The 22,250-nt window shown below is 61.3% G+C and carries 7 protein-coding genes and 5 rRNA genes; 10 read left to right on the top strand and 2 right to left on the bottom strand.

Annotated elements, in window-relative coordinates:
- Positions 1–188 precede the first annotated feature (188 nt).
- The 10 genes from ARTH_RS19880 to ARTH_RS19830 all read left to right on the top strand — a co-directional run bounded on the left by ARTH_RS19880 (position 189) and on the right by ARTH_RS19830 (position 19,259).
- Positions 189–3,326: ribosomal RNA gene (locus ARTH_RS19880) — 23S ribosomal RNA — on the top strand.
- A gap of 220 nt (positions 3,327–3,546) precedes the next feature.
- Positions 3,547–3,663, top strand: a 5S ribosomal RNA gene (gene rrf / locus ARTH_RS19875).
- A 112-nt stretch (positions 3,664–3,775) separates the two neighbouring features.
- Positions 3,776–4,801, top strand: coding sequence for a LacI family DNA-binding transcriptional regulator (locus tag ARTH_RS19870; protein WP_011693741.1), 1,026 nt, complete (start codon positions 3,776–3,778; stop codon positions 4,799–4,801).
- Positions 4,802–5,052: 251 nt separating this feature from the next.
- Positions 5,053–8,115 (top strand): glycoside hydrolase family 2 TIM barrel-domain containing protein, encoded by a 3,063-nt coding sequence (locus tag ARTH_RS19860; protein ID WP_011693740.1) that lies wholly within the window; start codon positions 5,053–5,055, stop codon positions 8,113–8,115.
- A 536-nt stretch (positions 8,116–8,651) separates the two neighbouring features.
- A 16S ribosomal RNA gene (locus tag ARTH_RS19855) occupies positions 8,652–10,175 on the top strand.
- 518 nt (positions 10,176–10,693) lie between these two features.
- A 23S ribosomal RNA gene (locus ARTH_RS19850) occupies positions 10,694–13,831 on the top strand.
- A gap of 219 nt (positions 13,832–14,050) precedes the next feature.
- Positions 14,051–14,167: ribosomal RNA gene (gene rrf, locus ARTH_RS19845) — 5S ribosomal RNA — on the top strand.
- Together the 16S, 23S and 5S rRNA genes form the textbook arrangement of a ribosomal RNA operon.
- 512 nt (positions 14,168–14,679) lie before the next feature.
- Positions 14,680–14,964, top strand: coding sequence for an HU family DNA-binding protein (locus ARTH_RS19840; RefSeq protein WP_011693739.1), 285 nt, complete (start codon positions 14,680–14,682; stop codon positions 14,962–14,964).
- A gap of 120 nt (positions 14,965–15,084) precedes the next feature.
- On the top strand, positions 15,085–17,241 hold the full coding sequence (locus tag ARTH_RS19835; protein WP_011693738.1) for a cytochrome c oxidase assembly protein: 2,157 nt from the start codon (positions 15,085–15,087) through the stop codon (positions 17,239–17,241).
- Positions 17,241–19,259: an NHL domain-containing thioredoxin family protein gene (locus ARTH_RS19830; RefSeq protein ID WP_011693737.1), complete on the top strand. Its 2,019-nt coding sequence runs from the start codon at positions 17,241–17,243 to the stop codon at positions 19,257–19,259. The genes ARTH_RS19835 and ARTH_RS19830 overlap by 1 nt, the downstream gene beginning before the upstream one ends.
- 107 nt (positions 19,260–19,366) lie before the next feature.
- Here the strand turns inward: ARTH_RS19830 and ARTH_RS19825 are convergent, their stop codons facing one another.
- Together ARTH_RS19825 and ARTH_RS19820 are read right to left on the bottom strand one after the other, a co-directional pair.
- Positions 19,367–20,359, bottom strand: a complete 993-nt coding sequence (locus tag ARTH_RS19825) for a hypothetical protein (RefSeq protein ID WP_011693736.1) — start codon at positions 20,357–20,359, stop codon at positions 19,367–19,369.
- 143 nt (positions 20,360–20,502) lie between these two features.
- Positions 20,503–22,242 (bottom strand): helicase HerA-like domain-containing protein, encoded by a 1,740-nt coding sequence (locus ARTH_RS19820; RefSeq protein ID WP_011693735.1) that lies wholly within the window; start codon positions 22,240–22,242, stop codon positions 20,503–20,505.
- Positions 22,243–22,250: the final 8 nt, after the last annotated feature.

Below are 22,250 nucleotides of genomic sequence, written 5' to 3'. Positions count from 1 at the left end.
GATCATGCATGTTTGTGTGTGTGGGGTGTGTGGTACGGGGTTGTTGTTTGAGAACTACATAGTGGACGCGAGCATCTTTTATAAGAAGCAATTTCCAAGAATATGAACCTGGATCTGTTGTTCTGTCTTTCGGGATGGAGCGGTGGTTTCTGTGGTTCTCTCGAAAATTAGCGTTTTTGATCTTTTGTGGTCAAGTTTTTAAGAGCACACGGTGGATGCCTTGGCATTAGGAGCCGAAGAAGGACGTAGGAATCTGCGATAAGCCTGGGGGAGTCGATAACCGGACTGTGATCCCAGGGTGTCCGAATGGGGAAACCCCGCCAGGGACGCGAGTTGCCTGGTGACCCGCATCTGAACACATAGGGTGCGTGGAGGGAACGCGGGGAAGTGAAACATCTCAGTACCCGCAGGAAGAGAAAACAATAGTGATTCCGTTAGTAGTGGCGAGCGAACGCGGATCAGGCTAAACCGTTCCATGTGTGATAGCCGGCGGGCGTTGCATGGTCGGGGTTGTGGGACTTTCCGTATCAGTTCTGCCGGACTGGTGAGGTGTGATGTGCAGGCATAGGTGAACGGTCTTGAAAGGCCGGCCAGAGAGGGTGTGAGCCCCGTAACCGTAATGTTGTGTACCGCCTGGAGAGTATCCCAAGTAGCACGGGGCCCGAGAAATCCCGTGTGAATCTGTCAGGACCACCTGATAAGCCTAAATACTCCCTAATGACCGATAGCGGACCAGTACCGTGAGGGAAAGGTGAAAAGTACCCCGGGAGGGGAGTGAAACAGTACCTGAAACCGTGTGCTTACAATCCGTCGGAGCCAGTCTGATTCTGGTGACGGCGTGCCTTTTGAAGAATGAGCCTGCGAGTTAGTGTTACGTCGCGAGGTTAACCCGTGTGGGGAAGCCGTAGCGAAAGCGAGTCTGAATAGGGCGTTGCAGTGGCGTGATCTAGACCCGAAGCGAAGTGATCTACCCATGGCCAGGTTGAAGCGACGGTAAGACGTCGTGGAGGACCGAACCCACTTCAGTTGAAAATGGAGGGGATGAGCTGTGGGTAGGGGTGAAAGGCCAATCAAACTTCGTGATAGCTGGTTCTCCCCGAAATGCATTTAGGTGCAGCGTTGCGTGTTTCTTACCGGAGGTAGAGCTACTGGATGGCTAATGGGCCCTACAAGGTTACTGACGTCAGCCAAACTCCGAATGCCGGTAAGTGAGAGCGCAGCAGTGAGACTGTGGGGGATAAGCTTCATAGTCGAGAGGGAAACAGCCCAGACCACCAACTAAGGCCCCTAAGCGTGTGCTAAGTGGGAAAGGATGTGGAGTTGCGAAGACAACCAGGAGGTTGGCTTAGAAGCAGCCATCCTTAAAAGAGTGCGTAATAGCTCACTGGTCAAGTGATTCCGCGCCGACAATGTAGCGGGGCTCAAGTACACCGCCGAAGTTGTGGCATTCACATTTTATCCAAGCCGCCTCCTTTGTGGGGTTGGTTCAGGAGTGTGGATGGGTAGGGGAGCGTCGTGTGGGCAGTGAAGTCGCGGTGTAAACCAGCGGTGGAGCCTACACGAGTGAGAATGCAGGCATGAGTAGCGAAAGACGGGTGAGAAACCCGTCCGCCGAATGATCAAGGGTTCCAGGGTCAAGCTAATCTGCCCTGGGTAAGTCGGGACCTAAGGCGAGGCCGACAGGCGTAGTCGATGGACAACGGGTTGATATTCCCGTACCGGCGAAAAACCGCCCATGCTGAACAGGGGATACTAACCGCCCGAGACCTGCCCGATCACCCTTGTGGTGTGAGGGTTTTGGTGGAGCGCGGGACCTGATCCTGGGAGGTAAGCGTATTAACAGGTGTGACGCAGGAAGGTAGCCGAGCCGGGCGATGGTTGTCCCGGTCCAAGGATGTAGGGCGAACGGTAGGCAAATCCGCCGTTCATGATGCCTGAGACCTGACGGGACCCCTTTAGGGGGGGATTCGGTGATCCTATGCTGCCTAGAAAAGCATCGACGCGAGGTTTTAGCCGCCCGTACCCCAAACCGACACAGGTGATCAGGTAGAGAATACTAAGGCGATCGAGAGAATTATGGTTAAGGAACTCGGCAAAATGCCCCCGTAACTTCGGGAGAAGGGGGGCCCCAACCTTGATGGACACTTGCTGTCCGGAGGGGATCGGGGCCGCAGAGACCAGGGGGAAGCGACTGTTTACTAAAAACACAGGTCCGTGCGAAGTCGCAAGACGATGTATACGGACTGACTCCTGCCCGGTGCTGGAAGGTTAAGAGGACCGGTTAGCCGCAAGGCGAAGCTGAGAATTTAAGCCCCAGTAAACGGCGGTGGTAACTATAACCATCCTAAGGTAGCGAAATTCCTTGTCGGGTAAGTTCCGACCTGCACGAATGGAGTAACGACTTCCCCGCTGTCTCAACCATAAACTCGGCGAAATTGCAGTACGAGTAAAGATGCTCGTTACGCGCAGCAGGACGGAAAGACCCCGAGACCTTTACTATAGTTTGGTATTGGTGTTCGGAGTGGCTTGTGTAGGATAGGTGGGAGACGTTGAAGCCCGGACGCCAGTTCGGGTGGAGTCATCGTTGAAATACCACTCTGGTCACTTTGGACATCTAACTTCGGCCCGTAATCCGGGTCAGGGACAGTGCCTGATGGGTAGTTTAACTGGGGCGGTTGCCTCCTAAAAAGTAACGGAGGCGCCCAAAGGTTCCCTCAGCCTGGTTGGCAATCAGGTGTCGAGTGTAAGTGCACAAGGGAGCTTGACTGTGAGAGAGACATCTCGAGCAGGGACGAAAGTCGGGACTAGTGATCCGGCGGTACATTGTGGAATGGCCGTCGCTCAACGGATAAAAGGTACCTCGGGGATAACAGGCTGATCTTGCCCAAGAGTCCATATCGACGGCATGGTTTGGCACCTCGATGTCGGCTCGTCGCATCCTGGGGCTGGAGTAGGTCCCAAGGGTTGGGCTGTTCGCCCATTAAAGCGGTACGCGAGCTGGGTTTAGAACGTCGTGAGACAGTTCGGTCCCTATCCGCTGCGCGCGCAGGAAATTTGAGAAGGGCTGTCCTTAGTACGAGAGGACCGGGACGGACGAACCTCTGGTGTGTCAGTTGTACTGCCAAGTGCACCGCTGATTAGCTACGTTCGGATGGGATAACCGCTGAAAGCATCTAAGCGGGAAGCTCGCTTCGAGATGAGATTTCCATACACCTTGTGTGTGAGAGGCCCCCAGCCAGACCACTGGGTTGATAGGCCGGATGTGGAAGCGAGGACTAACGACTCGTGAAGCTGACCGGTACTAATAGGCCGATAACTTACACCACACACCCTTTCCGTGAACGGATTCAAAAGACGTTCACACCATGGAAAGGGTACAAAGAAAAACAAGACTGCTTGCGTCCACTATGTGGTTCCCAAACAACAAACCCGTTGCTTGAGGAACAAACACAACAACATAACAACACCACACCTGCCCTGAGCGGCAGGAGCATGTTGTAACCACTAATTTTCCCAACCCCCGCAAGGGGGTCCGGGTAGAAGGGTTACGGCGGTCATAGCGTGGGGGAAACGCCCGGTCCCATTCCGAACCCGGAAGCTAAGACCCACAGCGCCGATGGTACTGCACCCGGGAGGGTGTGGGAGAGTAGGTCACCGCCGGAACATCATTCAGGTCGAGAGCCCCAACCAGGCAACTGGTCGGGGCTCTCCCACGTTAACCACCAAAACCCCTTTGCCGGCCGCTCCCGCACTGCCGCCCCTAGACTTACACTCCATGAGCCACAAACCGTCCAGTTACCCGGCCAAGCCGGCCACCATCCTTGACGTGGCCGCGGCTGCCGGTGTTTCGCGCCAAACAGTTACCCGGGCGATGAATGACATGCCTGGGATCAAGGAATCTACTCGCCAGCGGGTGCAGAAGTTGGCGCAGGAGCTCGGTTACACCCCGAGCCGTTTCGCTAAGGGCCTCGTCCAGGGAGCAAGGACCTCAGTTGGCTTGGCGATCCCTGATCTCACCAACCCTTATTTCCCGGCCTTTGCCTCAAGCGTCGTGGAATTGGCCACGCTCCGAGGATGGCACGTGGTGGTAGACGACTACGGTCATGGCGGCCGCAGCGGCCTGGATGCCGTAGAGCATCTGGCGCCACAGGTGGACGCGGTGATCGGCTACCTTGGCGGTTACGCCGACCAAGCCCAGACCGTTCTGGGCCGTCGTCCGCTGATTGTCCTGGACGAAAATCCCGGAGGTGCAGCCGGTAGCATCAACTTCGATTACCAGCATGCGGCGAAGGTTGCTGTCGCTCAGCTGATGGATTCGAAGCGTCAGCACATCGCCTACCTCGAGGCGGGGTCAGCCTCTGAGAGTGACGAACCTGTCCCGTGCACTGTCCGCGGGAAAGCTGTGGCTGGACGCCTGGACGAACTCGGGGCGTCGTGGTCCCTCATAGTTGCCGAAGAGACAGCGGAGGCAGCCAGGGAGGCAGCAGCTGCATTTCTTCGGGAACATCCGGAGACCGACGGGATCCTGGCATTCAACGATTTGATGGCCGCCGGCGTATTGAAGGCACTTTCAGGTTCAGGGCGCAGGGTGCCCGAGGACTGTGCGGTGATCGGCATGGACGGTATCCCGCTCGGCGAGCTGCTAAGTCCCCAGCTCAGCACTATGGCGCTGGACCTCCGCGAGGTCGGAAGGGCCGCCGTCGAACTTCTGGTTGGGTTGCTCTCGGGGGCGGTCACTCCGGGATCACAGTCATCACGGACAACCTTGAAACATCGGCTGGTCCTCCGGGAAAGCACCTGACGACACACTACTGCCGCCGCGGCGGCGGCGTGCCGAACTGGTCCGGTACCTGGCCTCTGACGAATCCGCCTAAGTGAAGGGCTCGGAGTTTGTGATCGACGGCGGTGGAATTGCCGGGACCCTGTGGACCCTTTTCAACCACGCTGCATTCGCGTACGATCGGTAAGAACGTGAACGTTCACGATTGTCAGTCGGTCGCAGTCGCGCGCCATGTGCGATGACCGGAGCCAACACCAGACCCGAGGACCACCATGCCCGTTGAGCCCACAACATCCAGCCTCTCCTCCGCTGCGGGCCGCGGCGCTGGACCCGGGTCCGAGGCAGCGGTCAGGCAGGCGGTGCACGCCCCGGAGCGGATCCTCGACGTCGCCGCCGAGCAGGTGGCCGCACTCGCTTCCGTAGCCCCGCCACGGGGCACGACGCCGGCACGGGCCTACCTTGTGAGTGATGCCCCGCGTCTGCCGCTGAACGGTGTGTGGAAGTTCAGGCTTCACGCGGGCATCCGGCAGGCGCCACACGACGGCTGGCAGTCGGGCGGCGATCGTCCGGATTTCGGCGACCTCCCGGTACCGTCCAGCTGGCCCATGCACGGCCACGGGACGCCCTGGTACACGAACGTTCAGTTCCCCTTCGCCGTGGAACCGCCGCATGTTCCTGACGCCAATCCCGTCGGCGATCTCTTCGTCGAGTTTGAGGCGGGCCCGGAGTACTTCCCGTCAGCCTTGATCCGCTTCGACGGCATAGAATCGGCCGGAACTGTATGGCTGAACGGCACCTTGCTTGGCACCACACGCGGCAGCCGGCTCGCCCACGAATTCGATGCCACGGGTGTGCTGGTACCGGGACGGAACGTGCTTGCAGTCCAAGTGGCGCAGTTCTCGGCAGCCAGCTATGTGGAAGACCAGGACATGTGGTGGCTGCCCGGCATCTTCCGGGATGTGACGCTGCAGGCGCGGCCGTCGGAGGGGCTCGACGACGTCTTCGTCCACGCTGACTATGACCATCGCAGCGGCGAAGGCATCCTCCGCGTAGAGGCGAGCCGGGCAGGGCAGCCGGCTGCCGCCGTCGTGCGCATCCCTGAACTGGGGCTGGAAGTGCCCGCCGGGGAGGAGCGTCGGCTCCCGGGCATCGAGCCGTGGTCGGCAGAATTGCCGCGGCTGTACGACGCCACCGTCAGCACCACGGGGGAGACCGCCTCGGTGCAGCTCGGCTTCCGCACCATCAGTATCGAGGATGCCCAGTTCAAGGTGAACGGCCAGCGGATCCTGCTCCGAGGCGTCAACCGCCACGAACACCATCCCAAGCTGGGCCGCGTGGTGCCCAGGGAGGTCATGGAAAGCGAACTGCGGCTGATGAAGCAGCACAACATCAACGCCATCCGGACCTCGCACTACCCGCCGCACCCGGACTTCCTGGCGCTGGCGGACCAACTTGGCTTCTACGTGGTCCTTGAATGCGACCTCGAAACGCATGGCTTCGAACAAGGCGGCTGGCAGCAGAATCCCAGTGCCGATCCGCAGTGGCAGCAGGCCCTCGTGGACCGAATGTCCCGGACCGTGGAGCGCGACAAGAATCACGCGTCGGTGGTTATGTGGTCCCTGGGCAACGAGGCCGGCACGGGCGAAAACCTTGCAGCGATGTCCAGCTGGACCAAACTCCGCGACCCCTCCAGGCCCATCCATTACGAGGGCGACTGGAGCTCCGCCCACGTGGACGTATATTCGCGGATGTATGCAAGCCAGGCGGAAACGGAGCTGATCGGCCGTGGCGTGGAACCTCCTTTGGATGACGCGGACCTTGACGCGCGGCGGCGCGCCATGCCGTTCGTCCTGTGCGAGTACGTTCACGCCATGGGCAACGGCCCGGGGGGCATGTCCGAATACCAGGAACTTTTTCACCGGCACCCGCGGCTGATGGGCGGCTTTGTGTGGGAGTGGCTGGAGCATGGCATCACCCGAACGGCTCCTGACGGGCAGGAATACTTCGTCTATGGCGGCGACTTCGGCGAGGAAGTCCACGACGGAAACTTCGTCACTGACGGCCTGGTGGATGCCAACCGGGTGCCGCGCCCGGGCCTGCTGGATTTCAAGAAGGTCATCGAGCCGCTAACCATTGACGTGGCGGCGGACTGGTCCGGGTTCTCGCTCACGAACCGCTTCGATTTCGCCGACACATCGGGGCTGGAGTTCCGCTACTCTGTGGAGGCCGACGGCGTCACGGTCGACGGCGGTCCGGTTGACGTTGCGCCTGTGGCGCCGCACGAATCAGCCGACCTCCGGTTGCCGGCCGGGCTGCTGGAACGAGCGGGGCTGGCTCCTGCCGTGCTGACGGTCAGGGCAGTCCTCAAGGAAGACGCCGCCTGGGTGGACGCGGGCCACGAAGTTGCGTGGGGCCAGAAGTCTGCCAATGTGCGGGTGGCTCCGGTGCCGGCGGCAACTTCCGCCGTGCAGGTGGACGGTGGCCTCCTTCGCCTGGGGCCGGCTGCCTTCGATCGCGCGACGGGTTCGCTTGTTCGGCTGGGCGACACTGCAGTCGAGGGGCTTCGACTCCTGCTGTGGCGTGCACCCACGGATAATGATCTTGGGGCGGAGTGGGGTAGCCCGGATCCCCGCCCAGTAGCCACACAGTGGCTGGATGCGGGACTCAACCGGATGCACGCCCGGCTTGTCGGCATTTCCTCCCGGCCCGCGGCAGGCGGCGGGGACGAGCTGGTGGTGCGGACGCGGGTTGCAGCGGCAGGTAAGCAATTCGGGGTGCTGGCCGAATACGCCTGGACCAGTGACGGCTCCAGTGTCAGCGTGCGGACAACGGTCACACCCGACGGTTCGTGGGTCAACGCCGGCTGGCCAGTGCCGTGGGCGCGCATAGGAGTGGAACTCGTGATGGGTTCGGCCGCCAAGTCCGTGGAGTGGTTCGGCCAGGGGCCGCACCACAGTTACCCGGATACAGGCCAGGGCACCAGGCTTGGCTGGTACGACTTGCCCTTGAAGGACCTGGACGTGGAGTACGTCCGGCCCCAGGAATCGGGCGCCCGTTCCGGCGTGTACTCGGCAGCGTTGGAGCTCGACGCCGGCCGGCTTACCATCGGCGGCGAGCCGTTCGCACTCACCGTGCGCCCCTACAGCCTGGCGGCACTGGAAGCCGCCACCCATCGCCCGGACCTTATTCCGGACGGCCGCACCTACGTGTACCTCGATCACGCCGTACTCGGAGTCGGAACTGCGGCCTGCGGTCCGGGGGTGCTGGAAGGTTACCGGCTGGCGCCGCGGGAAGCCGACTTCTCGTTGGTCTTTGGTGTGACTCAGTCCACATAGAGCTGTAGCGTGCCGCGGAACGCCCAGAAGCAGCGGAACCGGCCGGGAATCCTTGTCATTCCGGGGTTTTTGGTTGGGTTCTTGCTGTGTGGGGGTGGATTTGTGTGGGGTGCTGTGGGCGTGTAAAGTAATTCGAGTCGCCGCCGCTGATGCGGAGAGATTGCGACCGACCCCCTTCTGAATGGCCTGGAAAACGGCGCTGTTATGGCGTGCGGATGTCGGGTGGGGATCCTTCCTGTGGTGCTTGTGGCTGGCGGAATGCCGGTTTGCATTGTGTTGCGGGATCGGGTAAGTTTGGGAAGTTGCTCCGGAGCGATCCTTGACCGTGTGGTTGTGGTGGTGCCGGGTGTGTCTGTTGTTTGAGAACTCAATAGTGTGCCAAGTTTGTTGATACCAATTTATTTTATGGATTGGTTGAATTGACTGGATCCGCCACCCCGTGGTGTGGTCTGGTTTTTACAGCTGGTTTCAAATTTTGTGCAGCCGCTTTCTTCCGTTTTCCCGGGGGTGGTAGTTGTGTCTGTTTTTGTTTTACTTCAACGGAGAGTTTGATCCTGGCTCAGGATGAACGCTGGCGGCGTGCTTAACACATGCAAGTCGAACGATGATCCCAGCTTGCTGGGGGATTAGTGGCGAACGGGTGAGTAACACGTGAGTAACCTGCCCTTAACTCTGGGATAAGCCTGGGAAACTGGGTCTAATACCGGATATGACTCCTCATCGCATGGTGGGGGGTGGAAAGCTTTTTGTGGTTTTGGATGGACTCGCGGCCTATCAGCTTGTTGGTGAGGTAATGGCTCACCAAGGCGACGACGGGTAGCCGGCCTGAGAGGGTGACCGGCCACACTGGGACTGAGACACGGCCCAGACTCCTACGGGAGGCAGCAGTGGGGAATATTGCACAATGGGCGAAAGCCTGATGCAGCGACGCCGCGTGAGGGATGACGGCCTTCGGGTTGTAAACCTCTTTCAGTAGGGAAGAAGCGAAAGTGACGGTACCTGCAGAAGAAGCGCCGGCTAACTACGTGCCAGCAGCCGCGGTAATACGTAGGGCGCAAGCGTTATCCGGAATTATTGGGCGTAAAGAGCTCGTAGGCGGTTTGTCGCGTCTGCCGTGAAAGTCCGGGGCTCAACTCCGGATCTGCGGTGGGTACGGGCAGACTAGAGTGATGTAGGGGAGACTGGAATTCCTGGTGTAGCGGTGAAATGCGCAGATATCAGGAGGAACACCGATGGCGAAGGCAGGTCTCTGGGCATTAACTGACGCTGAGGAGCGAAAGCATGGGGAGCGAACAGGATTAGATACCCTGGTAGTCCATGCCGTAAACGTTGGGCACTAGGTGTGGGGGACATTCCACGTTTTCCGCGCCGTAGCTAACGCATTAAGTGCCCCGCCTGGGGAGTACGGCCGCAAGGCTAAAACTCAAAGGAATTGACGGGGGCCCGCACAAGCGGCGGAGCATGCGGATTAATTCGATGCAACGCGAAGAACCTTACCAAGGCTTGACATGGGCCGGACCGGGCTGGAAACAGTCCTTCCCCTTTGGGGCCGGTTCACAGGTGGTGCATGGTTGTCGTCAGCTCGTGTCGTGAGATGTTGGGTTAAGTCCCGCAACGAGCGCAACCCTCGTTCCATGTTGCCAGCGCGTAATGGCGGGGACTCATGGGAGACTGCCGGGGTCAACTCGGAGGAAGGTGGGGACGACGTCAAATCATCATGCCCCTTATGTCTTGGGCTTCACGCATGCTACAATGGCCGGTACAAAGGGTTGCGATACTGTGAGGTGGAGCTAATCCCAAAAAGCCGGTCTCAGTTCGGATTGGGGTCTGCAACTCGACCCCATGAAGTCGGAGTCGCTAGTAATCGCAGATCAGCAACGCTGCGGTGAATACGTTCCCGGGCCTTGTACACACCGCCCGTCAAGTCACGAAAGTTGGTAACACCCGAAGCCGGTGGCCTAACCCCTTGTGGGAGGGAGCTGTCGAAGGTGGGACTGGCGATTGGGACTAAGTCGTAACAAGGTAGCCGTACCGGAAGGTGCGGCTGGATCACCTCCTTTCTAAGGAGCACCTACAACAACCCTGCCGGGCGTGATGCCTGTGTGGTGGTGTTGTCAGGAGTACGCCCGTTGCGCAGACGTAAGTTCTGCGGCGGGTGCTCACGGGTGGAATATCAGCAAATAGCGGCCGGTGGTTCTTTTTCCTGACTTAGTACGGATGTTCTTCACGTGTGGAGGGTGTCCTGGAAGGGTTCGGGGGGAGGGGTTCCGGTTTAGTGTTTGGCACACTGTTGGGTCCTGAGGCAACAGGGCCATGGCATGGCCGGGTTTCCTTTGCGGGGGATGCGGTTGTGGTGTGGGTTTGTTTGTTTCTGGTTTCCTGGCTGCACCGATCATGCATGTTTGTGTGTGTGGGGTGTGTGGTACGGGGTTGTTGTTTGAGAACTACATAGTGGACGCGAGCATCTTTTATAAGAAGCAATTTCCAAGAATATGAACCTGGATCTGTTGTTCTGTCTTTCGGGATGGAGCGGTGGTTTCTGTGGTTCTCTCGAAAATTAGCGTTTTTGATCTTTTGTGGTCAAGTTTTTAAGAGCACACGGTGGATGCCTTGGCATTAGGAGCCGAAGAAGGACGTAGGAATCTGCGATAAGCCTGGGGGAGTCGATAACCGGACTGTGATCCCAGGGTGTCCGAATGGGGAAACCCCGCCAGGGACGCGAGTTGCCTGGTGACCCGCATCTGAACACATAGGGTGCGTGGAGGGAACGCGGGGAAGTGAAACATCTCAGTACCCGCAGGAAGAGAAAACAATAGTGATTCCGTTAGTAGTGGCGAGCGAACGCGGATCAGGCTAAACCGTTCCATGTGTGATAGCCGGCGGGCGTTGCATGGTCGGGGTTGTGGGACTTTCCGTATCAGTTCTGCCGGACTGGTGAGGTGTGATGTGCAGGCATAGGTGAACGGTCTTGAAAGGCCGGCCAGAGAGGGTGTGAGCCCCGTAACCGTAATGTTGTGTACCGCCTGGAGAGTATCCCAAGTAGCACGGGGCCCGAGAAATCCCGTGTGAATCTGTCAGGACCACCTGATAAGCCTAAATACTCCCTAATGACCGATAGCGGACCAGTACCGTGAGGGAAAGGTGAAAAGTACCCCGGGAGGGGAGTGAAACAGTACCTGAAACCGTGTGCTTACAATCCGTCGGAGCCAGTCTGATTCTGGTGACGGCGTGCCTTTTGAAGAATGAGCCTGCGAGTTAGTGTTACGTCGCGAGGTTAACCCGTGTGGGGAAGCCGTAGCGAAAGCGAGTCTGAATAGGGCGTTGCAGTGGCGTGATCTAGACCCGAAGCGAAGTGATCTACCCATGGCCAGGTTGAAGCGACGGTAAGACGTCGTGGAGGACCGAACCCACTTCAGTTGAAAATGGAGGGGATGAGCTGTGGGTAGGGGTGAAAGGCCAATCAAACTTCGTGATAGCTGGTTCTCCCCGAAATGCATTTAGGTGCAGCGTTGCGTGTTTCTTACCGGAGGTAGAGCTACTGGATGGCTAATGGGCCCTACAAGGTTACTGACGTCAGCCAAACTCCGAATGCCGGTAAGTGAGAGCGCAGCAGTGAGACTGTGGGGGATAAGCTTCATAGTCGAGAGGGAAACAGCCCAGACCACCAACTAAGGCCCCTAAGCGTGTGCTAAGTGGGAAAGGATGTGGAGTTGCGAAGACAACCAGGAGGTTGGCTTAGAAGCAGCCATCCTTAAAAGAGTGCGTAATAGCTCACTGGTCAAGTGATTCCGCGCCGACAATGTAGCGGGGCTCAAGTACACCGCCGAAGTTGTGGCATTCACATTTTATCCAAGCCGCCTCCTTTGTGGGGTTGGTTCAGGAGTGTGGATGGGTAGGGGAGCGTCGTGTGGGCAGTGAAGTCGCGGTGTAAACCAGCGGTGGAGCCTACACGAGTGAGAATGCAGGCATGAGTAGCGAAAGACGGGTGAGAAACCCGTCCGCCGAATGATCAAGGGTTCCAGGGTCAAGCTAATCTGCCCTGGGTAAGTCGGGACCTAAGGCGAGGCCGACAGGCGTAGTCGATGGACAACGGGTTGATATTCCCGTACCGGCGAAAAACCGCCCATGCTGAACAGGGGATACTAACCGCCCGAGACCTGCCCGATCACCCTTGTGGTGTGAGGGTTTTGGTGGAGCGCGGGACCTGATCCTGGGAGGTAAGCGTATTAACAGGTGTGACGCAGGAAGGTAGCCGAGCCGGGCGATGGTTGTCCCGGTCCAAGGATGTAGGGCGAACGGTAGGCAAATCCGCCGTTCATGATGCCTGAGACCTGACGGGACCCCTTTAGGGGGGGATTCGGTGATCCTATGCTGCCTAGAAAAGCATCGACGCGAGGTTTTAGCCGCCCGTACCCCAAACCGACACAGGTGATCAGGTAGAGAATACTAAGGCGATCGAGAGAATTATGGTTAAGGAACTCGGCAAAATGCCCCCGTAACTTCGGGAGAAGGGGGGCCCCAACCTTGATGGACACTTGCTGTCCGGAGGGGATCGGGGCCGCAGAGACCAGGGGGAAGCGACTGTTTACTAAAAACACAGGTCCGTGCGAAGTCGCAAGACGATGTATACGGACTGACTCCTGCCCGGTGCTGGAAGGTTAAGAGGACCGGTTAGCCGCAAGGCGAAGCTGAGAATTTAAGCCCCAGTAAACGGCGGTGGTAACTATAACCATCCTAAGGTAGCGAAATTCCTTGTCGGGTAAGTTCCGACCTGCACGAATGGAGTAACGACTTCCCCGCTGTCTCAACCATAAACTCGGCGAAATTGCAGTACGAGTAAAGATGCTCGTTACGCGCAGCAGGACGGAAAGACCCCGAGACCTTTACTATAGTTTGGTATTGGTGTTCGGAGTGGCTTGTGTAGGATAGGTGGGAGACGTTGAAGCCCGGACGCCAGTTCGGGTGGAGTCATCGTTGAAATACCACTCTGGTCACTTTGGACATCTAACTTCGGCCCGTAATCCGGGTCAGGGACAGTGCCTGATGGGTAGTTTAACTGGGGCGGTTGCCTCCTAAAAAGTAACGGAGGCGCCCAAAGGTTCCCTCAGCCTGGTTGGCAATCAGGTGTCGAGTGTAAGTGCACAAGGGAGCTTGACTGTGAGAGAGACATCTCGAGCAGGGACGAAAGTCGGGACTAGTGATCCGGCGGTACATTGTGGAATGGCCGTCGCTCAACGGATAAAAGGTACCTCGGGGATAACAGGCTGATCTTGCCCAAGAGTCCATATCGACGGCATGGTTTGGCACCTCGATGTCGGCTCGTCGCATCCTGGGGCTGGAGTAGGTCCCAAGGGTTGGGCTGTTCGCCCATTAAAGCGGTACGCGAGCTGGGTTTAGAACGTCGTGAGACAGTTCGGTCCCTATCCGCTGCGCGCGCAGGAAATTTGAGAAGGGCTGTCCTTAGTACGAGAGGACCGGGACGGACGAACCTCTGGTGTGTCAGTTGTACTGCCAAGTGCACCGCTGATTAGCTACGTTCGGATGGGATAACCGCTGAAAGCATCTAAGCGGGAAGCTCGCTTCGAGATGAGATTTCCATACACCTTGTGTGTGAGAGGCCCCCAGCCAGACCACTGGGTTGATAGGCCGGATGTGGAAGCGAGGACTAACGACTCGTGAAGCTGACCGGTACTAATAGGCCGATAACTTACACCACACACCCTTTCCGTGAACGGATTCAAAAGACGTTCACACCATGGAAAGGGTACAAAGAAAAACAAGACTGCTTGCGTCCACTATGTGGTTCCCAAACAACAAACCCGTTGCTTGAGGAACAAACACAACAACATAACAACACCACACCTGCCCTGAGCGGCAGGAGCATGTTGTAACCACTAATTTTCCCAACCCCCACCGGGGGTCCGGGTAAAAGGGTTACGGCGGTCATAGCGTGGGGGAAACGCCCGGTCCCATTCCGAACCCGGAAGCTAAGACCCACAGCGCCGATGGTACTGCACCCGGGAGGGTGTGGGAGAGTAGGTCACCGCCGGAACATCATTCAGGTCGAGAGCCCCAACCAGGCAACTGGTCGGGGCTCTCCCACGTTAACCACCAAAACCCCACCACCCACCCACAAACCCCCACCGCCCCCTGGGACGCTCTCTCACATCCGGCACCCCTTCCTGCCCACGCTCTCTCATTACCTGCCGTGTTGTGCCGGACGCGCTCCCACCCCCCTGCGGCACCCGGGCCTGGCACCCGGCCGTGACACGTGGGCCACACACCGCCGTCGAAACCCGCCACAACCGAGAGAGCGTCGGCAGGGGGAGTGCCAAAGGTGAGAGAGCGTCCCGCGCTGGTCCTCAGGCGGGAGCTTCGGCGGCCGTCCGCTGATGGCGAAATACGGGGTCAAAAGGCCTCAAAACCGGTGATTTACCTCAAAAAATGGCGGAAACACGCGGAATTTGCGGACCTGACCGCGGCAAGCTGGTAAGTTTTCGAACAGTGGCTTGTGCGCATGCCGCGTTCAGGCTCCAGAAATCATGACCGTCCAGGAGGACATAAATGGCTAAGAACCGTAGTGAACTTGTTGCAGAGGTAGCAGGCAAGGCCGGCACCAGCCAGGCAGCCGTCAACTCCGTGCTCGATGCACTGTTCGAGGTTTTCGAGACCTCTGTCGCCGCGGGCGAGAAGATCACCATCCCGGGCTGGCTCGCAGTTGAGCGCACCGACCGTGCAGCCCGTACGGGCCGCAACCCGCAGACCGGCGAGACCATCCAGATCGCCGCCGGCCACAGCGTCAAGCTGACCGCGGGCTCCAAGCTGAAGGCTGCTGTCTCCAAGAAGTAGCATCCGGCGTCCAACGCTTGAAAGGGAGCGGCAACCTCAGGGTTGCCGCTCCCTTTGCGTTGTGCGCCGCAGTCAGGCCGTCGATTCGCGGCGCAGGCACCCGTAGCGGACAATGGATAGGTGCCCTCCGCAGCAAAATCCCGCCCCACCCATCCGCAGCCTTCCCCCACTCCGGGAAAGACGGGGGTCTCTGCGGGCGCTGCGGGCATTTCCCGGCCGTGGCAGTTTGCCGGCCTCGCCGCGCTCTTCCTGGGGCTAACAGCGGCCCTCCTGTTCTCCGGAGCGGCTGCCGCGCGCGAGGTCTCTGATCCCGGCGCCCTGATTCGCTGGGGGCTGCCCATCAGCAAAGCCATCCACAACGTCTCACTGGCCACGGTGATCGGCGGCCTGGTTTTCGCCGTCGGCATCCTGCCACGCAATGCCAACGCTTCCCGGTCCAGGGACACCGCCACAGCAGAGCACCCTGCGTTCTCCCGTGCGCTGGCCGTGGCGGCAGCTGCAGGCGCAGCGTGGACGCTGTCAGCCATTGCCGTGCTGGTGCTCACCTACTCGGACGTGGCTGGCCAGTCGCTCTCCGGTGATGCGGAATTCACCCGCGCACTGGTCTACTTCATGACGGACATCGAAACCGGCCGCGCCTGGCTCGCCGTGACCATCGTGGCGGCCGTGGTGACTACCGCCTTGTTCGGGGTCAGGTCGCTGACCGGGCTGGCGATGACGCTGACGCTTTCACTGGTGGGCATGGTGCCCATCGCCCTCATCGGCCATTCCTCGAGTTCCAGCGACCACGAAGGAGCCATCAACTCCCTGGCCCTGCACCTGGTGGGCGTGTCCGCCTGGGTGGGCGGCATCATCATGTTGGCCGTCCTGTCCGGCATCCTGACCGGAGGCAACACCAGCGCCGGCTCCAAAGCAGACATCACAGAGCCCACGCTCCGCCGCTTCTCTTCCCTTGCCGGATTCGCCTTCGTCCTGGTGTTTGCCTCCGGTGTCATCAATGCCAGCATCCGGATCACCAGCTGGCACGACCTCTTTGGATCCGCCTACGGGCAAATGGTGCTCGCCAAGGCCGTGGCCACCCTGATGCTTGGCGCCATCGGCCTGATGCACCGCCAGTGGGTCATCCCGCAGCTGAACCGCAAGGGCGGCGCTGCGCTGTCCTCCCGACGGGTGCTCTGGCAATTGGTCATCGCGGAACTGCTGATCATGGGCGCGACGTCGGGAATCGCCGTCGCCCTTGGCCGTTCCGCCCCGCCACAACCCACCACCTTCGCTCCTGACGCCTCCCCGGCCTTCATCCTCTCCGGCTACGAACTGCCGCCTGAGCTGACCCCGGAACGCTGGCTCACCGAATGGCGTCTGGACTGGCTCTGGATTGCCGTAGCAGCGGTCGGCCTGGTGTCGTACTTCCTCGGCGTGGCCAAGGTCCTGCGCCGGGGCGACAAGTGGTCCTGGTTCCGCAGCGTCAACTGGGTGATTGGACTGGTGGTCCTCACCTACGTCACCTCCGGTCCGCCGTCGGTGTACGGGCGAGTGCTGTTTTCCGCCCATATGGTGGATCACATGGCGCTGACCATGGTGGCCCCGATTTTCCTGGTGCTGGGCGCCCCCGTAACGCTCGCGCTGCGCGCCCTGCCGGCCCGCGCTGACGGCTCGCGGGGGCTACGCGAATGGCTGCTGCTGTTCGTGCACTCCAAGTTCTCCCAGCTGGTCACGCACCCGCTCTTCGCCGCGGCCAACTTTGCCGGTTCAATCGTGCTGTTCTACTACTCCGACGCGTTCGGCTACGCCATGCGGGACCACGTGGGCCACGAGCTCATGAACCTGCACTTCGCCCTCACCGGCTACATCTTTGTCCTGACCATGATCGGAACGGACCCGCTGCCCCGCCGCGCACCATATCCGATGCGGTTGCTGCTGCTCTTGGCCACCATGGGCTTCCACGCATTCTTTGGGGTGGCGATCATGGGAGGCACCGGGCTGCTGGCCGCGGACTACTTCGGAAACCTGGGCCGGACCTGGGGGCCCTCCGCGCTGCTCGACCAGCAGATGGGCGGTGCAGTGGCCTGGGGCATCGGTGAAGTACCCACGCTGCTTGTGGCAATCGGCGTGGCCGTGATGTGGTCCCGCTCGGATGCGCGGGAGTCCAAAAGGACCGACCGGGCCGCGGACAGGAATAACGACGCCGATCTCACTGCTTACAACGATATGTTTGCCAAGTTGGCTGAACGCGACGCCAAGCTGGCTGAACGCAACTCAAAGCTGGAAGGACGCTGATGAGCGAAACCGTACGGACCCACCACCGGGTCCGCGCCTCCGAACTGGTTGGCCGTAACTGGCTCAACACCGGCGGGAAGTCCCTGGACTTGGAATCCCTGCGCGGCAAGATTGTGCTCCTGGACTTCTGGACCTTCTGCTGCATCAACTGCCTGCACGTACTCGATGAGCTGCGGCCGCTGGAAGAGAAGTACTCGGACGTCCTGGTGACGGTGGGCGTGCACTCCCCGAAGTTCGAGCACGAGGCCGACCCCGTTGCCCTCGCCGCCGCCGTGGAGCGCTACGAGATCCACCACCCGGTCCTGGACGACCCCGAACTGGAGACCTGGAAGGCCTACACCGCCCGCGCCTGGCCCACCTTGGTGGTCATCGATCCCGAGGGCTACATCGTGGCGCACCTTTCCGGTGAAGGCCACGCGGACGGCCTGTCCGTGCTGATCCCGGAACTTATCGCCCAGCATGAGGCCAAGGGCACCCTGCACCGCGGCGACGGCCCGTACGTTGCGCCGGAGCCGACGTCGGGCACCTTGCGCTTCCCCGGAAAGGCACTCTTCCTCCCGGCCGGCCGGGGCACCTCCGCCATCGGCGGACCGGAGGCAAAAGCGTCCGACGCCGGGACTTCCGACGCCGGCTCCTGGCTCGTCACCGACACCGGCCACCACCGCTTGGTGGAGCTGGGCACGGACTTCCACACGGTGCTGCGCACCTACGGCTCCGGGACCAAGGGACATGCCGACGGCCCCGGCGCCGACGTCGACTCCGTCAAACCCACCGCACAGTTCAACGAACCGCAGGGCCTGGTCCTCCTGCCGGAAGACGTGGCAGCGAAGACGGGCTACGACGTCGTAATTGCCGACTCCGTCAACCACCGCCTGCGCGGGCTGTCCCTCGCGGACGGAACCGTCAGCACGCTCGTCGGCAGCGGCGTGCAGCGCCTGCTCGAGACAGGGCCGGCGCGGGTGGACGAGGATGCGGCTGGCTTCACCGGACGCCTCAGTGACCATCCCTTGGACGTTGCCCTGAGCTCGCCGTGGGACGTTGTCTGGTCGGCCAAGCTCAATGCCGTGGTTGTTGCCATGGCCGGCGTCCACCAGATCTTCAGCTTCGACCCGATCTCCGGAGCCGTATCAATTCTTGCCGGTAACGGCCTGGAAGGGCTCCTGGACGGCGCCGCGCACGAAGCCTGGTTCGCCCAGTCGTCCGGCCTGGCCGAGGACGCTGACGGCAACATCTGGGTGGCCGACTCGGAGACCTCCGCGCTGCGCAAACTGGTAATTGACGACGCCGGCACGGTCACCGTGGAGTCCGCCGTCGGCAAGGGCCTTTTCGACTTCGGCTTCCGCGACGGTCCCGCCGCGGAAGCACGTCTGCAGCACCCGCTCGGCGTCACCGTTCTGCCGGATGGATCCGTGGCCATCGCCGACACCTACAACGGTGCCGTGCGCCGTTACGACCCCGCCACCGGGACGGTGTCCACGCTCGCCCGCGGGTTGTCCGAGCCCTCCGACGTGATTGTGGACCACACGCACACAGCCGGCTCGGAGCCGCTGCTGGTGGTCGTGGAAGCCAACAAGCACCAGCTGATCTACGTGCCCATCCCCAAGGAGGCCCAGCAGGTGGACGAGGGCGCGGTGCAGACGCACCGGCCCAAGAGTCCGGTCGCTCCCGGCACACTGGAGCTGACCGTTCGGTTCACGGCACCCACCGGGCAGAAGCTCGACGACCGCTGGGGGGACCCCACGCAGCTGAAGATTTCCTCAACGCCGCCCGAGTTGCTGGTTGCCGGCGGTGGAACCTCGGTGGGGCTGCAGCGGACGCTGGAGCTCTCCGCCGACGTTCCCGACGGCGTGCTGCATATTACGGCGCGCGCCGCGGCCTGCGACGGCCCCGAAACGGCCGACGGCGAGATCCCCGACCACGCTGCCTGCCACCTGTACCAGCAGGACTGGGGCATCCCGGTGGTGCTGCAGGCCGACGGCGACACTGAGCTGGTCCTGGACCTCCGCGGCATGGACTGAGGTTCTCCTCAAACGCACCACAGAAGGCTGCGGCCCGTGACCATGCGTCACGCGCCGCAGCCTTTTGGCGTATCCGGGGAAGTGGCTGCCGCCCGGCCGGAGCCGGCCTAGTAGCTGAGGAGCGGGGTGACCCTGATGGTGTCGCCGTCGACGTCCAGGCGGGTCGTGAAGCTGAAGTCGTGCTCCACGTCGAGGTCGCCCACGATGCCGGTGAACAGGTCGGTTTGCTGCGCCTTCAGCCGTGCCTTCCCGTCCAGCGGGGCCACCACCCAGCGGCCGCCGAAGGGCTCGATGGAAACCTTCGGGTATTCGCTGATGCTCCAGTCGATGGTCCCCGGCGTCACCCGGTTGAACGTGGCGTGGTAGAACGGGCAGTCGGGCTGGAGTTTCTGCTCCTTCACGGCTTCTGCTGCGCAGGCATCCAGGAATTCCTTGACCTTGGCGCCCACGGCGTCCTTCAGTGCGGGGGTGGCTTCGGTCAGGAGGCTCAGCGGGGCGGTGGGGACGTCACGTCCGGACACCGTGGCACGGGTGGGCGGGGCGGAGAAGTACTCGCCGTTCAGGCTTGCCTCGTACTCCCCTGGATAGAAGACGGCGAAGGAATTGCGGCCGTTGGGCATGTTCACCGGAACACCGTTGAGGGTGGCCTGGTTGGAGTTGACCACTGTGACTTCCAGGACGGGAAGCTTGGCCGGCACGAACGCCCACTTGTTAAAGAAGAGCCATTCGGTACCGGTCCGCTCCAGCAGGAACTCGGTGCTGAGCCGGCTGCCGTCAATGGTGTAGTCCATCGGAACCATGACCTGGTTCCCGGAGCGTTCCTGGGTCTCGCCGAACTTCACGTTCGTCACCCGGGAAGCCGCCGTTTGCAGGGCCGTTCCGTCGAGCATGGCGGCGTCGCTCTCCGGGACGGAGGCGCGCAGGAGGCCCAGGGCTTTCTCGCCCTCGCCCTTCTGCAAAGCGTCCAGATATTCCCGTACCGGCTGCTCGGGACTCGCCACCGAGGCGTTCACCAGGTTGACCGCGACGATGGCTCCGGCGATGGCAAGCATCAGGCCCAGCAGCCATCCGGCCGCGATCCTCACCAACGCTTGACTCATCTGCACGCACCTTACGTTACCTGCAAGGCGCGTGAAAGCAGGTGTGGGGGACCTCCGGTATGACGCCGCCCGGTGGCTGTCAGACAGTCCGACGGCGGCCGGCCGGCACCCTTGCCAGCCCCGCCGCGGCGCTAGCTGCTGCTCTACCGGCGGCGGCGGGAGGACGTGCCGAAGACGCCCCGCAACAGCTCCCGGCCCAGTTGGGTTCCGAGCGAGCGGGCCATGCTTTTGAGGCCGCCGCCCAGCGCGCCGCCCAAGGCTCCGGCGAGATCGTCAGCCATGCTTCCGCCTGATTCCTTCCGGGCCTGCGGCGCTGTGCGTTCGCCGCTGCGTGGCCGTTCCGGTACCGGGGCGGGTCTGCTGCTGGGGCGGCCCAGGATATCTTCCTCGATGCGCCGGGCATCGGCGTCCACGGAGGCCTGGTCCATGGTTCCGGGAACAGGGCTACCGGGCGCGGGGCTATTGGGCACAAAAATTTCCGAGTTCGGAGCGGGAGGCTGCCCGGGCGCCGCGGCTCCCGTGGGGGCGGCGCCCTTTCCTGAGATCTTCTCGTAGGCGGAGACCTTGTCCACGGCCGTGCCGTATTTTACGAGCAGCGCGGAACCGGCCACGGTGCTCTTGACGAGGTCCTCCGTGCTGGGGCCCATCAAGGATTCCGGGGCGCGGAGGCGGGTCAATGCCACCGGGGTGGGGGCGCCCTTTTCATTCATCACCGTGATGACGGCTTCACCGATTCCGGCCGAGGTCAGCGTTTCCTCGAGGTCGTAGTCGCTCACCGGGAACGTGGACACGGTGGCTTTCAGGGCCTTGGCGTCTTCCGGGGTGAACGCGCGCAGGGCGTGCTGGATGCGGTTTGCCAGCTGCCCCAGGACATCGGCCGGCACGTCCTTGGGCGTCTGGGTGACAAAGAAGATGCCCACGCCCTTGGAACGGATGAGCCGGACAGTGGTGGTAATCGCCTCCAGGAACGCCTTGGAGGCATCGTTGAAGAGCAGGTGTGCCTCGTCGAGGAAGAAGACCAGTTTGGGCTTGTCCAGATCCCCGGCTTCGGGCAGGTCCTCGAACAGGTCCGCGAGCAGCCACATCAGGAAGGTGGAGAACACCATGGGCTTGGTTTGCAGCGTGGGCAGTTCCAGGCAGGTGATGACGCCGCGGCCGTCAGGGGCGGTGCGCAGCAGTTCGGCGGTGTCGAATTCGGGCTCGCCGAAGAATGCTTCCATGCCCTGTGCCTCAAGGGTCACCAGTTCGCGGAGGATGACGCCGGCCGTCGCCTTGGAGAGCCCGCCCAGCGCCTCGAGTTCGTCCTTGCCCTCGTCCGACGTGAGGAACTGGATGACCGCCCTGAGGTCCTTGAGGTCGATCAGTTCCAGGTTGTTCTTGTCCGCAAAGTGGAAAACGAGCTGCAGGCTGGATTCCTGGGTGTCGTTGAGCTCCATGATCCGCGAGAGCAGGATGGGGCCGAAAGAAGTGATGGTGGCCCGGACAGGGATGCCGTTGCCGTCGCCGCCGAGAGCCAGGAATTCCACGGGAAAAGTTCTGCCCGCCCAGGCCTGGCCGATGCTGTCCGTGCGCGCTTTCAGTTTTTCGCTGCCGGTTGCGGCGGTGGCCAGCCCGGAAAGGTCTCCCTTGATGTCGGCGAGGAACACCGGCACCCCGGCCGTGGACAGCTGCTCCGCCATCATGTGGAGCGTGACGGTCTTGCCGGTACCTGTTGCGCCGGCCACCAGTCCGTGCCGGTTCATCATGGCCAGGGGCAGCCGGACGGGGGCGTCCTTGTGGAGCTCGCCGTCGACGATCGCGGCCCCCAGTTCGATGGTGGCGCCGTCCAGGGTGTATCCCTTCTGGATGGTGGCGACTTTATCTGCAGTGGATTTGATGGCCATGCCGATAG

Source organism: Arthrobacter sp. FB24 (genome assembly GCF_000196235.1).
GTDB lineage: Bacteria > Actinomycetota > Actinomycetes > Actinomycetales > Micrococcaceae > Arthrobacter.
This window is presented reverse-complemented; position numbering and strand designations above follow the sequence as displayed.

Bases quoted from the DNA above. Each gene is read 5' to 3' on its own strand.
- ARTH_RS19870 (WP_011693741.1), top strand. From the start codon at position 3,776: ATGAGCCACAAACCGTCCAGTTACCCGGCCAAGCCGGCCACCATCCTT.
- ARTH_RS19820 (WP_011693735.1), bottom strand. From the start codon at position 22,242: ATGGCCATCAAATCCACTGCAGATAAAGTCGCCACCATCCAGAAGGGA.
- ARTH_RS19840 (WP_011693739.1), top strand. From the start codon at position 14,680: ATGGCTAAGAACCGTAGTGAACTTGTTGCAGAGGTAGCAGGCAAGGCC.
- ARTH_RS19860 (WP_011693740.1), top strand. From the start codon at position 5,053: ATGCCCGTTGAGCCCACAACATCCAGCCTCTCCTCCGCTGCGGGCCGC.
- ARTH_RS19825 (WP_011693736.1), bottom strand. From the start codon at position 20,359: ATGAGTCAAGCGTTGGTGAGGATCGCGGCCGGATGGCTGCTGGGCCTG.
- ARTH_RS19830 (WP_011693737.1), top strand. From the start codon at position 17,241: ATGAGCGAAACCGTACGGACCCACCACCGGGTCCGCGCCTCCGAACTG.